At 71.0% G+C, this 13,240-nt stretch carries 5 protein-coding genes and 1 pseudogene; 1 reads left to right on the top strand and 5 read right to left on the bottom strand.

What is annotated here, in order from left to right:
* Nucleotides 1-15: 15 nt before the first annotated feature.
* Nucleotides 16-1,269: an FAD-dependent oxidoreductase gene (locus NRB56_RS06710; RefSeq protein ID WP_153339680.1), complete on the top strand. Its 1,254-nt coding sequence runs from the start codon at nucleotides 16-18 to the stop codon at nucleotides 1,267-1,269.
* A 63-nt stretch (nucleotides 1,270-1,332) separates the two neighbouring features.
* Here the strand turns inward: NRB56_RS06710 and NRB56_RS06705 are convergent, their stop codons facing one another.
* The 5 genes and pseudogenes from NRB56_RS06705 to NRB56_RS06685 form a co-directional block, all read right to left on the bottom strand.
* Nucleotides 1,333-2,685: a cation:proton antiporter gene (locus NRB56_RS06705; protein ID WP_153339679.1), complete on the bottom strand. Its 1,353-nt coding sequence runs from the start codon at nucleotides 2,683-2,685 to the stop codon at nucleotides 1,333-1,335.
* Between the two features lie 14 nt (nucleotides 2,686-2,699).
* Nucleotides 2,700-3,974, bottom strand: coding sequence for an NAD(P)/FAD-dependent oxidoreductase (locus NRB56_RS06700; RefSeq protein WP_153339678.1), 1,275 nt, complete (start codon nucleotides 3,972-3,974; stop codon nucleotides 2,700-2,702).
* A 21-nt stretch (nucleotides 3,975-3,995) separates the two neighbouring features.
* Nucleotides 3,996-5,756, bottom strand: coding sequence for an FAD-dependent monooxygenase (locus NRB56_RS06695; RefSeq protein WP_153339677.1), 1,761 nt, complete (start codon nucleotides 5,754-5,756; stop codon nucleotides 3,996-3,998).
* A 13-nt stretch (nucleotides 5,757-5,769) separates the two neighbouring features.
* A complete protein-coding gene (locus NRB56_RS06690; RefSeq protein WP_153339676.1) occupies nucleotides 5,770-6,645 on the bottom strand; it encodes a hypothetical protein in 876 nt (291 codons plus the stop codon).
* 15 nt (nucleotides 6,646-6,660) lie between these two features.
* Nucleotides 6,661-13,182: pseudogene (locus NRB56_RS06685) on the bottom strand (SDR family NAD(P)-dependent oxidoreductase); the annotation flags it as partial.
* Nucleotides 13,183-13,240 lie beyond the last annotated feature (58 nt).

Here is a 13,240-nt window from a genome sequence, read left to right as displayed (position 1 = left end):
ATCGGGAAGGCGAGTATGAATCCGATAGAGGAGTACGACGTCGTCGTCGCCGGCGGCGGCTCGGCCGGGGTGGCCGCCGCCGTCGGGGCCCGCCGCGCCGGCGCGCGCACGCTGCTGGTGGAACGCGGGCCGTGCCTGGGCGGCGCGGCCACGATGCGGAACGTGCTGACCTACTGCGGGATCTACACCCGGCAGGAGCCGCCGCAACAGGTGGTGTACGGAGTGGCCGATCAGATCCTGCGGGCGCTGCGGGCCAGGTCCGCGGTCAGCCCGCCGACCCGGTTCACCTCCGTCACCGTGGTTTTCGACCCGGAATCGGTGAAACGGGTCCTCGATCAGTTGTGCGTGGACACCGGCGTGCGGATCCGGCTGGACAGCCAGCTGGTGGACGCCACCCGTGGTGAGCGCGGGATCGACACCGCGCTGATCGCGGATCATCAAGGCGTGCACACGATCCGGGCCACCGCCTGGGTGGACGCCACCGGGGAGGCGGATCTCGCGGCCTTCGCGGGGGCGGCGGTGCGGTACGGCAACGACGGGTACATCCAGAACGGTACGCTCGGTGTGCGTTTCGGTGGTATCCCGCCGCACGCCGAGGTCACCCGCGACACCCTCGCCGTCGCGATCGCCGGCGCCAAGCGGCGCGGCGCGCCGCTGTCCGCCGAGCGCGGACTGGTCGCGCGACTGCCGATCTCCGGCGACATCGTCACCTACGTGGTCGACGAGGGCTACGACGCCCGCGACGCCGCCGAACTCACCCGGGCCGAGATGAGCGCACGCGCGCAGGCCGGTGAATACCTGGCGGTGCTGCGCACTCTGCCCGGCTGCGGTGACGCGTACATCGTCGCCACCGGACCGGAGATCGGCACCCGGGAATCCCGCCACATCATCGGCCGCGGCCGGCTCGGCACCGCGGAGGTACTGTCCGGGGCCCGGCACGAGGATCGGATCGCGTTGGGCGCGTGGCCGATCGAGTACCATCCCGGTCCGGGCCTGCCGCCGCAGTGGCAGTTCATCGCCGGCGACGGCTTCTACGACATCCCCTTCGGCGTACTGCACAGCATCGACACCGGCAATCTGTTCGCCGCCGGGCGCACCGTCGACGCCGACCGGTATGCCGGTGCGTCCCTGCGGGTCATGGGCACGGCGTTCGCCACCGGCCAGGCCGCCGGGGTCGGCGCCGCGCTGTACGCACTGCACGGCACGCACCCGCCGGTGCGCGTGGTGCAGCGCGAATTGGTCCGGCAGGGTGTGTATCTCGCGGAATGAGCCGACGGCGAAAAGGCCGTGCCGCCCGGAAAACCGGGCGGCACGGCCTTTTCCGTGCTCGGATCAGGTGACCGGGACGGAGGCCGGCTCCGCCTTGGCCGTCTCCCCGTTCGCGCCGAAGACCAGGCCGTTCTTCCACGCGCTGCGCTCGAACATGCGGTAGATCGGCGTCGCGACGAAGGTCGTCACGATGGTCATCAGTGCCAGGATCGTGTACAGCGAACCGGTGATCAGGCCCTCGGTCAGCCCCACGTTCAGCAGCACCAGTTCCATCAGCCCGCGCGCGTTCGCCAGCGAACCCATCGAACCCGCCTCGCGCCAGCTCATTCCCTGCGAGCGGGCGGCCAGGGTCACCGCGCCGAACTTGCCGGCGAACGAGACCACCAGCACGATCGCCGCGACGACCAGCGCCGCCGGATGGAACAGCAGGCTCAGCTTGGTGTTGAGGCCGGTGAACACGAAGAACGCCGGCAGCAGCAGATGGGACACGATCGGCTCGGTGCGTTCGCGCACGGCCTCGAGCAGCCGTCCGCGCGGCATCACCACGCCCGCGATGAAGGCGCCGAACACCGAGTAGACCCCGACCCAGTCGGTGAACCACGCACTGACCAGCAACACGAGCAGCATCACCATGAAGGGACCGACCGGCAGTGCCACACCGGATTCGCCCCGCATCTCCCGCTCGCCCCAGCGATCCAGCCCGCGCAGCAGCCGCGCGCCGACCACCAGCATGAACACCACGAACCCCACACCGCCGGCCAGGGCCAGCACCGCGCCGTTCATGTTGCTCTTGGTGCTGGCCACGACGGTGGCCAGCAGCAGCCAGGACACCGCGTCGTCCGAGGCCGCCGCGGCCAGCGCCATCGTCCCGAGCCGGGTGTTGTGCAGACCCGAATCGTGAATGATCCACGCCAACATGGGAAATGAGGTGATCGCCACCGCGGCGGCGAGGAACAGGCCGCCCTGCCAGGCGTGGACCTTGCCGGTGAAGTAATCACCGTGGCCGACGAGCAGGAAACCCGTTGCGCCGCCGAGGATCATCGGCACCACCACGCCGGCCGACGCGGTGATCCCCGCGACCCGGAAGTGCTCGGTCAGGATCTTGGTCCGGAACGACGTCCCGACCAGGAACATGTAGAGCACCAGGCCCAGCTGACCGAGCACGTACATCACGGTCAGCGACGGATGGGGAATGGTGTGGTCCCCGATGGCCACGGTGGTGGGGAACAGCCACCGCTGTCCCCCCGGCCAGACCGCCCCGAAGACGGAGGGCCCGAGCAGGAAGCCGGCCGCCATGATGGCGACGACCTGCACCTGCCCGAGGCGCTTGAACACGAGCCACACCAGCCGGTAGACCGCGAGAATGATCGCCATCTCCAGGAAGAAATGGACCGTCAGCTCCAGAAAGGACGGCATCGCAACACCTTTCGCTAGACCACGACCGGATCCGGGTAGATCGGGCAGTCGGTGAGCAGATCGAACGGCGCGAACAGGCTCCAGTCCTTCTCCTCGCGCAACCGGTTCACCAGCGGGCTGGCGCCGGTCCAGAAATCACCGCTGACCAACCGCACGTGCCACTTCGGGTCGAGATCGGCGGCCAGGTCCAGGATGACCTGGCCCATGATCGGCTGCCGGTCGTCGTACACCGCGCAGATCAGCCGGTAGTAGGTCTCGTATCCGGTCTTGAAGAAGGCGTTGTAGGTCTCGGCGATCTCGGCCTCGGTGCGGGCGCCGTCGAGGCGATCCGCGGCCAGCTCGCCGGCCTTGCGGCCGGTGGCCATCGCCAGCAGCACACCACCGGAGAACACCGGGTCGGTGAAGCTGCCGGCGTCGCCGACGAGGAAATAGCCGGGGCCGGCGAGGGTTTCGGAGTGGTACTCGAAGTTGCGCTCGCCCTTGAGCTCCCGGACCACGGTCGCGTTGCGCAGGCGCTGCTGGATCCGCGGGACGCGGGCCAGATGCTCGTCGAAGACCTTCTCCGGCCGGTCCGACTGCAGGATCGCCATCGGGGCGACGGCGCCGATGCTGATGGTGTCCGACTTCAGGGGGATGCCCCACATCCAGCCGTCGGGGTGGATGCCCAGCTGGGTGTCGCCCTCGACGCCCGGATTCTGGCTCTCGTCGAGGTTGCCGTAGTGCTTGAACACGGCGGCCATCTTCAGCCGGCTGTCGGCCACCCGCAGGTTCAGCCGCTTGGCGACGACACCGGCGCGGCCGGACGCGTCGGCGACGAACGTCGCTGTGGCGTGGTGGGTTTCGTCGTTCACCGTGTAGGTGACGCCGGTGACGCGGCCGTCGACGACATCGACCCCGGTGACGGTGGCCTCCTGCAGCACCTGCACACCGGCCGCGGCCGTCTCGTCGAGGAGTGTCTTGTCGAACTCGGCCCGCTCGACCTGGATCGCCCAGGTGCGCCGGTCGTCACCGATGTCCCCGAAGTCGATGCGCCGCACCCCGCCGGCCATACCGGTGAGTTCCACGCCGGGCTTGTAGGCGTAGGGCTTGGCCATCACCGCGTCCAGATAGCCCATCTGGTCCAGGATCTCGGTGGTGTAGGGCAGGAAGGATTCCCCGATGTGGAAGCGCGGGAACTCGACCTTCTCCAGCAGCAGCACCGAGTATCCACGCCGATGCATGGTCAGCGCGTACGCGCACCCGGCGGGCCCGCCGCCGATGACGATGGTGTCGTAGGACGTGTCGGCCATGGTTGTGACTCCGTTCCCGTTTCAGCGGAAGGTGATTCGTTGGATTGCCCGGGCCAGGTCGGCTTCGGGATCGGCGGCCGCGTCGGTGCGGCGCCAGGCGACGTAGTGATCGGGCCGGACCAGCAGGGCGCCGTCGTCGCCGATGTCGCGAACCCGGTCCCAGGCGCCGGAGGCGTCGGCGCCCGAGTCGAGAACCGCCGATTCCAGCGGCAGGCCGGTGCGTTCGCGCAGCCGGCGCGCGGCCTCGCGCCACGGCTGCCCGGCCGCGCCGGTGATGAGCGTGTATCCGTCGATGCCGACGAAATCGTGCGTCGACTCGCGGGTTCCGTCGCGGTCGATCCAGGCGTGTGGCAGCCGGTGACCGGGACGGGTGACGGGAAACATCTTGTCCCCCATGGGTTCGGTCTCGGGGGCGGGCGTGCCGTCCGGGATCAGCGCGCCCTGCTCGTAGACCGCGCCGAGCTCGATATCCAGTGCCTGGCAGTCGATCCGGTGGGTGCGGAACACCTCGGCCGCGCGAGCGCGGGCGGTCCGGCCACGCACCGAATCCTCGAAGTAGGTGTTGAAGAAGGTGGGCCGCATCCATTCCGGCACGTGCGGGCCGAGTCCGAGCGCGGCCTCGCTGACCAGTTCCGAGTTCGCGATGATCCCCACCGCCCAGTCCAGATTGCGCCGGCCGATCGGCCGCCGCTCGGGCTCGTAGGTGTCCAGCAGTTCGGCGCCGGCGTGCCCGCGTTCCACCGCGGCGATCTTCCAGGCCAGGTTGTGCACGTCCTGGACGGCCGTGTTCAAACCCAGCCCGGCCGCCGGCGGCAGTTTGTGCGCGGCGTCCCCGGCGAGGAAAACCCTTCCGCTGCGGTAACTCTGGGCGTTGACCGCGTCCACGGTCCAGTTGCTGACCTTGTGCAGCCGTACCCGCAGTTGCGGCAGCCCGAGCGTGTCGCGGATGCGCGCGAGCACCGCCTCGCGATCGGAGCGGGCCGGATCGTCGGGACCGGTGGTGAAGTGCAGACCCCATTCCTCGCTGAAACATCCCCAGGTGGGCCCCATTTCGACCAGCGTGGCCCCGGACAGGCCGGGCTGCTTCGGATTCACGAAGTAGGTCAGCAACGCGCCGTCGCGCTGCCAGCGGGACAGATCCGCGCTGAAGTGCACCGTGGTGACGTGATGGAACTTCGGCCACCCGTCGAAGCGCACACCCAGCCGCGGCCCGACGGTGCGGCCACCGTCGGCGGCGATCAGGTACTTCGCCGCCACCGTGTGGGTCCCGCCCGCGGCATCGCGCACGGTGGCGACCAGCCGGTCCTCGTGCTCGGTCCAGTCGACCAGTTCGTGCCCGTACCGGATCCGGCCCGGCGCCCGCCGCTCGGCCGCTTTGCGCAGCAACGGTTCCGAGCGGATCTGCGGCAGGTTCGTCGCCGCCACCGGGCTCGCGGCCGACCAGTACTCGCGCAGGTCACCGCCGCCGAAGGCGTCCATCTCGTAGATCACCCGGCCGTCGAACGGGCCCTTCCCGGCGAGGGTGGTCTGCCAGCAGACCTTGCCGAACTTGTCCAGCGGCGCACCCGCGGCCTCGAAGTCCCCGGCGATCCCGTGCTGCCGGAAGATCTCCATGGTGCGGTGATTCATGTAGTGCGCCTTGGGAAGTCGCGCCGGCTCCGGCCGCTGCTCGACGAGCACATGATCGACACCCAGGTTGGACAGGAAGATCGATGCCGTCAGCCCGCCGACACCCGCGCCGACGACCAGTACCGTCGTCTCGATCGCCGTTTCGTTCGTCATCCGCGGCCTGCCGTCAATGTCCGTGGTGCTCGGGCAGATCCGGTCCCACCGCGGTCGGTCCCTGTGGGTAGGGGAACGACTCGGGGATGCCGCCGTCGTGGCCCGCGATCGTCTGCGCGGTGTCGAGCCCGCCGGTGATCGGGGTGTCACCCCCGGGCACCAGCCAGATGTGCAGATCCCAGGCGCGCGGATGCACCAGTCCCGGCGGATTCGGCAGTGCCGGTGGGATGGTGCCGGGATCCGCGCCCATCCACGGCTCGGGCGGCGGCTGCATCACCATGTCGAAGTTGGGGAAGGCGTGCACGCCGCGCTCGTGGAAGCCCCAGTCGGTGGGGTACACGCACAGCCCGTTCTCGATCGGGGTGATGCCGGGGGTGTAGACGGCGCCGTAGAACCACCCCACCAGCTCGTAGGGGAACGAGGGCATGTAGGCGTCGTCGTAGACCGGATTCGGCGCGAGCGACCGGTAGAACAGCCCAGTGGGTTCACCGCTGACCACCGAGTCGCGGGCGGTGGTCCCGGCGGTGACGCCGTCGATCCCGCGGGCGATGATGTCCAGGGAGCGCGGCAGATTCAGCAATCCGACGCCGACGTCGTGATACTGCACCCAGCCGTGCGAGTCCGGGCCCCATCCGCCGAGGGCGGCCAACTGGACCACGTCGTCCATGCCGTTCAGCACCCGCAGGTGACCCAGCCGGGCGAGCACCCGCTGCTGGTCGGCGGCCAGGCTGGCGGCCCGTTCCCCCGGCGCGCACTGCCGGTCGGAGACCGGGACCACGTCCGGGGTCATGGTGTCGGCGTCGGCCGCCGCGAGCGGTGGCACGGTGGCCGCGGTCAACGCGGCCACGGCCAGCGCACCGCGCAACAGCGCCGAAAACTTCAGAGCCATCGAAGATCTCCCGGGTCAGGCGGTGGGGGGCGCCGGCTGGTCGATGAACTCGAACAGTTCGTCGTCACCGGCGGTATCCAAATCGTCGAGAATTCCATCGAGTTCGCCGCCGCGCAGCCGCAGCAGCAACTCGTCCAGACGAGCGGTGATGTCCGCCACCGCGTCCGGGTCCAGCTCGGCCTCGTCACAGCTGTCGGCGAGGGAGGCGATCTGGGCCTTGATCACCGCGCTGGGGTCGGCGGCGGGGGCGATCTCGTCACGGATGTAGCGGGCCAGGGCCAGCGGTGTCGGGTAGTCGAACACCACCGTGGTCGCGAGCTTCAGCCCGGTCGCGGACTTCAGGCGGTTGCGGAATTCCACCGCCCCCAGCGAATCGAAGCCGAGGTCGGTGAACGCCTGGTCCTGCCCGATCGCCTCCGGCGACTCGTGCCCCAGCACGGCCGCGGCGTGGCTGCGAATCGTCGCCAGTACCAGCGCTTCCTGATCGCCGCGACCGCGACCGCTCAGTGTCCCCGCCAGTTTCGACGCGGCGTCGGCGGCCGAGCTGTCGGCGGTGCGGCGCACCGCGCGCAACAGTCCGCGCAGCGCCGGCGGCAGCATCGTCGCGTCCTGGGCGCCGGCCGCCTGGATCGCGGGCACATCGAGCTTGGCCGCGACGGTCAGCGAATGTCCCAGTCGCAGTGCGCCGTCCAGCATCGCCAGGCCGTCCCCGGTGGGGATCGGCAGCAGGCCGTCGCGCCGCATGCGGGCGAAGTCCTGGTCCGACAGATGGCCGGTGATGCCGCTCGCCTGCTCCCAGATCCCCCACGCCAGCGAGGACGCGGGCAGCCCGAGGCGGTGCCGGTGCGCCGCGAGGGCGTCCAGGAACACGTTGGCCGCCGCGTAGTTCGCCTGTCCGGGACCGCCGAGCACACCGGCGACGGACGAATACAGCACGAACGCGGACAGTTCCAGGTTCGCCGTCGCCTCGTGCAGATTCCACGCCGCGGCCGCCTTGGCCCGGAACACCGTCGCCACCTGTTCCTCGGTGAGGTCGGTGAACAGGGCGTCGTCGATCACGCCCGCGGCGTGCACGACGGCGGTGAGCGGATGTTCCGGCGGCACCGCCGCGAGCACACCGCGCAGCGCTTCGGCGTCGGCGGTGTCGCAGGCCGCGATCCGCACCTGGGCGCCGAGCCCGGTGAGCTCCGCGTCGAGTTCGGCGGCCCCGGCCGCCGCGGCGCCACTGCGGCTGAGCAGCAACAGGTTCCGTGCGCCGTGGGATTCGACCAGATGCCGTGCGACGGCCGCGCCCAGCACGCCGGTGCCGCCGGTGACGACCACGGTGCCGGCCGGATCCAGCGGAGCCGGCACGGTGAGCACGTTCTTGCCGACGTGCCGGGCCTGGCTGAGGTACCGGAACGCCTCCGGGGTGCGCCGCAGATCCCACGGCGTCACCGGAAGTGGTTGCAGTACACCGGACTCGAACATCTTCAGCAGTTCCGCGAGGATGTCGTGCAATCGCTGCGGCCCGGCCTCCATCAGCACGAATCCGCGATAGGTCACCCCGGGATGGTCGTCGGCGACCTCGGCGGGATCGCGGACGTCGGTCTGCCCCATCTCGATGAACCGGCCGCCGCGCGGCAGCAATCGCAGTGAGGCGTCGACGAATTCGCCGGCCAGCGAGTCGAGCACGATGTCCATGCCCCGGCCGCCGGTCGCCGCCGAGAACTCCGCCTCGAAGTCGAGAGTGCGCGAGTTCGCGATGTGCTCGTCGTCGAAACCCATGCCGCGCAGCGTGTCCCACTTGGGCAGGCTCGCCGTCGCGTAGACCTCGAGGCCGAGGTGCCGGGCCAGCTGCGTCGCGGCCATGCCGACACCGCCGGTCGCGGCGTGGATCAGCAGGGACTCGCCCTCCCGGACGGCCGCCAGATCGACCAGGGCGTAGTACGCGGTGGCGAACACCGCCGGCACCGCCGCGGCCTGATCGAAGGTCCAGCCCTCCGGCATCGGCACCACCAGCGAGCGGTCCGACACGACCGTGTCACCGATCCCGGCGAACAGGCCCATCACCCGGTCCCCCGGCGCGAATTCGGTGACGTCGGCGGCCACGTCGACCACCACGCCCGCACCCTCGCCGCCGATCGGGGCGTCCGGATCGGGATACATGCCCAGCACGATCAGGACATCGCGGAAGTTCATGCCGGTGGCGCGCAACCGGACCCGGACCTGCCCGGGTTCCAGTGCGGCCCCGGCGGTCTCGTCCGGACGCAACACGATGTTGTCGCCGTCGAGGGTGCCCTTGCCCAGCGAGCCCAGCCGCCAGGCGGCGGTGCCGATCAATTCCGCGCCGCCGACGCTGTCGGTCCCGGCCCGCGCCAGCCGGGGCACGTGCGCGACCCCGCCCCGGACCGCGACCTGCGGCTCCCCGTCCAGGGCGAGCGCGGCGGTCACCGCGGCGCGGTACGCCCCCGGATCGTCCACGTCGACCAGCACCAGGCGCTCCGGATTCTCGGCCTGCGCACTGCGCAGCAGGCCCCACACCGGCGCCACCGCCAGATCGGTGATGTCCTCGCCGACCTCGACGGCGACCGCACCGCTGGTGACGACCACGACGGTCGGCGCCGGCCGCCGATCCTCGGCCAGCAGCCCGCGTACCTGCTCGAGCACGCCGGTGACGGTGGTCAGCGCGCGGGCCGCGGTGCCGGGCCCGTCGCCGGCGGCGGTCTCGCAGCGCAGCACCAGCGCCGTGGCGTCACCGGTCCAGGTCTCCACCGGGAACGGCTGCGCCGCCGATGTTTCCGTGGCCTCCCAGGTGCCCTCGGCCGCGCTCTGTGGCATCGCCACCCAGTTCACGGCGTAGAGGTCCGCGGCGGCGGGTGCGGCCGCGGTGAGCGCGGCGGCCGACAGTGCCCGCACGGTCAGGGCGGACACCGCCGCCACGACACTGCCCGCGACATCCGCGACCGTGACCGACAGCCGATCGTTCCCGTTGGGCGCCAGATGGACTCGCAACGCGGTCGCGCCGACGGCGAACAGGGACACGCCTTCCCAGGCGAACGGCAGGCGCACCGGTTGCCCCGCCTCGTCACCGGTGACCGCCACCGCGGCCATCGCGTGCAGGGCCGCGTCCAGCAGCACCGGGTGGATGCCGAATTCCGCAGCCTCGCCGCGGATCGGCTCGGGCAGTTCGACTTCGGCGAACAGTTCCTCGCCGCGCCGCCACATCGCGGTCAGGCCGTGGAAGGCCGGGCCGTACCCGTAGCCGGCCTCGGCCAGCCGGTCGTAGACGTCGCCCACCTCGACCGCGACCGCGTCGCGTGGCGGCCAGGCGGTGAATTCGCCTGCGGGCGCGAGGTTTTCGGTGGTGGACAACGCACCCGTGGCGTGACAGGTCCAGTCCGGGCCGGTCGCGTCGGACGGCCGCGAGTAGATCGCGACGCTCGGTTCCGCGGCGCCGTCGACGACCACCTGGACGTCGAGGCCGGTACCGGTCAGCGCCATCGGCGCCTGCAACACCAGTTCCGACACCCCGGTCGCGCCGACCAGATCGGCTGCCCGCAGGGCCATCTCGATCAACGCGGTGCCGGGGACCAGGACGGTGCCCGCCATCGCGTGATCGGCCAGCCACGGCTGCGCGGCCACCGACAGCCGGCCGGTCGCGACTACCCCGGCACCGGCGGCCAGCGGAATCGTGGCGGCCAGCAACGGATGTCCGAGTGTGCGCAGCCCGGCAGCGCTCAGATCCCCGGTCCCCACAGGCGTGTCGAGCCAGAACCGCCGGCGCTGGAACGCGTAGGTCGGCAGGTCCACGTGCTCGGACCGGCCGGCGGCCAACGCCGTCGCCCAGTCGACGGCGGTGCCGGCCACGAAGGCCGCCGCGAGCGCCGCGTGGAAGGACTGCGTCTCTTCTCGCTTCGGGTCCATCGCGGGCGCGGCAGTCACCGGATCGGTGTCGTCGTCGGCGAGGCCGTCGCGGGTCAGCGCCGTCAGCGTCGTGCCGGGGCCCGCCTCCAGGAACACGGTCGCGCCGTACCCACGGGCCGCGTGGATGCCGGCGAGGTAGCGGACCGGCTCGCGCACGTGCCGCACCCAGTAGTCCGGCTCGCACAACTGCTGTGGATCGGCGAGTTCGCCGGTGACGTTGGACACCACCGGAATCGTCGGCCGGTGGTAGGTCAGGCTCGCGCAGACACCGGCGAAATCGGCGAGGATCGGATCCATCCGCGGCGAGTGGAAGGCATGACTCACCCGCAGCCGCCGCGCGGTGTGCCCGCGCTCGGCGACGATCGCCGCCACCTCGTCGACCGCGGCCTCGTCACCGGAAACCACCACCGTGGCAGGGCCGTTGACCGCCGCGATCGCGATCCGGCCCGAGCGTCCGGCCAGCAGCGGCGTGACCTCCGCCTCCGACATCGGCACCGACAGCATGGCACCGCCCTCGGGCAGCGCCTGCATCAGCAGGCCCCGTGCCGCAACGAGTTTCGCGGCGTCCTCGGCCGACCAGACGCCGGCCAGATACGCGGCGGTCACCTCGCCGATCGAATGGCCCATCAGCAGATCCGGTCGCACACCGAAGGATTCGAACAACCGGTAAGTCGCGACCTCGACGCAGAACAGCGCGGCCTGGGTGTACGAGGTCTGCGCGAGCAGGCCGGCCGTGGCGCCGTCCGGATCCGCGAAGATCACCTCCCGCAGCGGCGGGTCGAAGCGATCGTCGAAGTACCCGCACACCTCGTCGAACGCGGCCGCGTACACCGGGTAGTGGTCGTACAACGAGCGGCCCATGCCGGTCCGCTGCGCGCCCTGTCCCGGGAACAGCAACGCCGTCTTGGCGCCGGGAAGCGATTGTCCCACCGCCACATTCGGTGAACGGCGGCCGGCGTTCAGGGCGTCCAGCGCGGTCACCAGCTCCGCGCGGTCGGCGCCGAGCAGGACCGCCCGATGGCTCAGCCGCGCCCGACCGGCCGCGAGCGCGTAGCCGATCCCCTCCGCGGACGCTTCGGGATGCGCCGCGACGAAGGCCGCGAGCCGCTGCGCCTGCGCATCCCGGGCGGCCTCGGTGCCACCGGACAGGACCCAGCTCGACACCGGCGGCAGTGCCGGCTCCTCGGCCGGAACCGGCAGCGCCACTGCCTCTTCCACGGGCTCGGCGGCCTCCGCGCCGTCGGCCGGCGCCACCGCGGGCGCCTCGTACTGTTCCAGGATCACGTGCGCGTTGGTTCCGCTGATGCCGAAGGCGGACACACCCGCGCGCCGGGGACGGCCGTCGCGCGGCCACGGCTGCGCCTCGGTGGCCAGCCGCACCTCACCGGCGGTCCAATCCACATGCGGTGACGGTTCGCCCACGTGCAGTGTCGGCGGAACGGTCTCGTTCCGCATCGCCATCACCATCTTGATCACACCCGCGACACCCGCCGCGGCGCTGGTGTGTCCCATGTTCGACTTCACCGAACCCAGCCACAGCGGTACCGCCCGCCCGCCACGCCCGTAGGTGGACAGCAACGCCTGCGCCTCGATCGGATCACCGAGCGGCGTGCCGGTGCCGTGTGCCTCCACGACGTCGACATCCGCGGTGCCCAGTTTGGCGCTGCTGAGCGCCGCTTCGATCACCCGCCGCTGGGACGGTCCGTTGGGAGCGGTCAGTCCGTTCGAGGCGCCGTCGGAATTCACCGCGGAGCCGCGGATGACCGCCAGTACCCGGTGGCCGTTCCGCTCGGCATCCGAAAGCCGTTCCAGCACAAGCATTCCGACGCCCTCGGACCATGCGGTGCCGTTGGCTTCGGCGGAGAACGGCTTGGCCCGTCCGTCCGGCGAGATCACCCGTTGCCGGGAGAAGGCGATGAACGCCTCCGCCGTCGGCATCACCGTCACGCCGCCGGCCAGCGCGAGATTGCACTCGCCGGAGCGCAGCGCGCGGGCCGCGTCGTGCATCGCCACCAGCGATGACGAGCAGGCCGTATCGATCGACACCGCGGGGCCTTCCAGCCCGAGCACGTACGCCACGCGGCCGGACGCGACGCTCGTGGTCCGCCCGATCAGCAGCAGGCCGGCGAGGCCGCTGCGGTCCTGGGCGATACTGGGCCCGTACTGGACCTCGATGATGCCGGTGAACACGCCGGTCGTGCTGCCGCGCAACGCGGTCGGGTCCAGGCCCGCCCGCTCCAGCGCCTCCCAGGACACCTCCAGCAGATGACGCTGCTGCGGTTCCATCGCCAGCGCTTCCTTCGGGCTCACCCCGAAGAACGCGGCGTCGAAATCGGCTGCGCCACGCAGGAATCCGCCTTCACGGGCGTAGGAGGTGCCCTCGTGGTCGGGGTCCGGGTGGTACAGCCCGGCCACATCCCAGCCGCGGTCGTCGGGGAACTCGGAGATCACGTCGCGGCCGTCGGCCACGACCTGCCAGAACTCCTCCGGCGAGCTCACGCCGCCGGGGAATCGGCAGGCCATGCCGATGATCGCGATCGGCTCCACCGTCCGCGACTCCAACTCCTGCAGACGCTGCCGGGTCTTGTGCAGGTCGATAGCCGCCCGCTTCAGATAGGTGCGCAGTTTTTCTTCGGTCGCCATACCCGTCTCCAGAATTCGGCAGGGTTCGGTCATCACGGCTGAACGA

Origin of the sequence: Nocardia aurantia (genome assembly GCF_009604425.1) — a bacterium.
Lineage (GTDB): Bacteria > Actinomycetota > Actinomycetes > Mycobacteriales > Mycobacteriaceae > Nocardia > Nocardia aurantia.
Note: the sequence above shows the minus strand (reverse complement) of the source record. Positions and strands in the feature narration are given on the sequence as shown.

Excerpts from the sequence above, each read along its gene's own strand:
- NRB56_RS06710 (WP_153339680.1), top strand. The coding sequence starts at position 16 with ATGAATCCGATAGAGGAGTACGACGTCGTCGTCGCCGGCGGCGGCTCG.
- NRB56_RS06705 (WP_153339679.1), bottom strand. The coding sequence starts at position 2,685 with ATGCCGTCCTTTCTGGAGCTGACGGTCCATTTCTTCCTGGAGATGGCG.
- NRB56_RS06700 (WP_153339678.1), bottom strand. The coding sequence starts at position 3,974 with ATGGCCGACACGTCCTACGACACCATCGTCATCGGCGGCGGGCCCGCC.
- NRB56_RS06695 (WP_153339677.1), bottom strand. The coding sequence starts at position 5,756 with ATGACGAACGAAACGGCGATCGAGACGACGGTACTGGTCGTCGGCGCG.
- NRB56_RS06690 (WP_153339676.1), bottom strand. The coding sequence starts at position 6,645 with ATGGCTCTGAAGTTTTCGGCGCTGTTGCGCGGTGCGCTGGCCGTGGCC.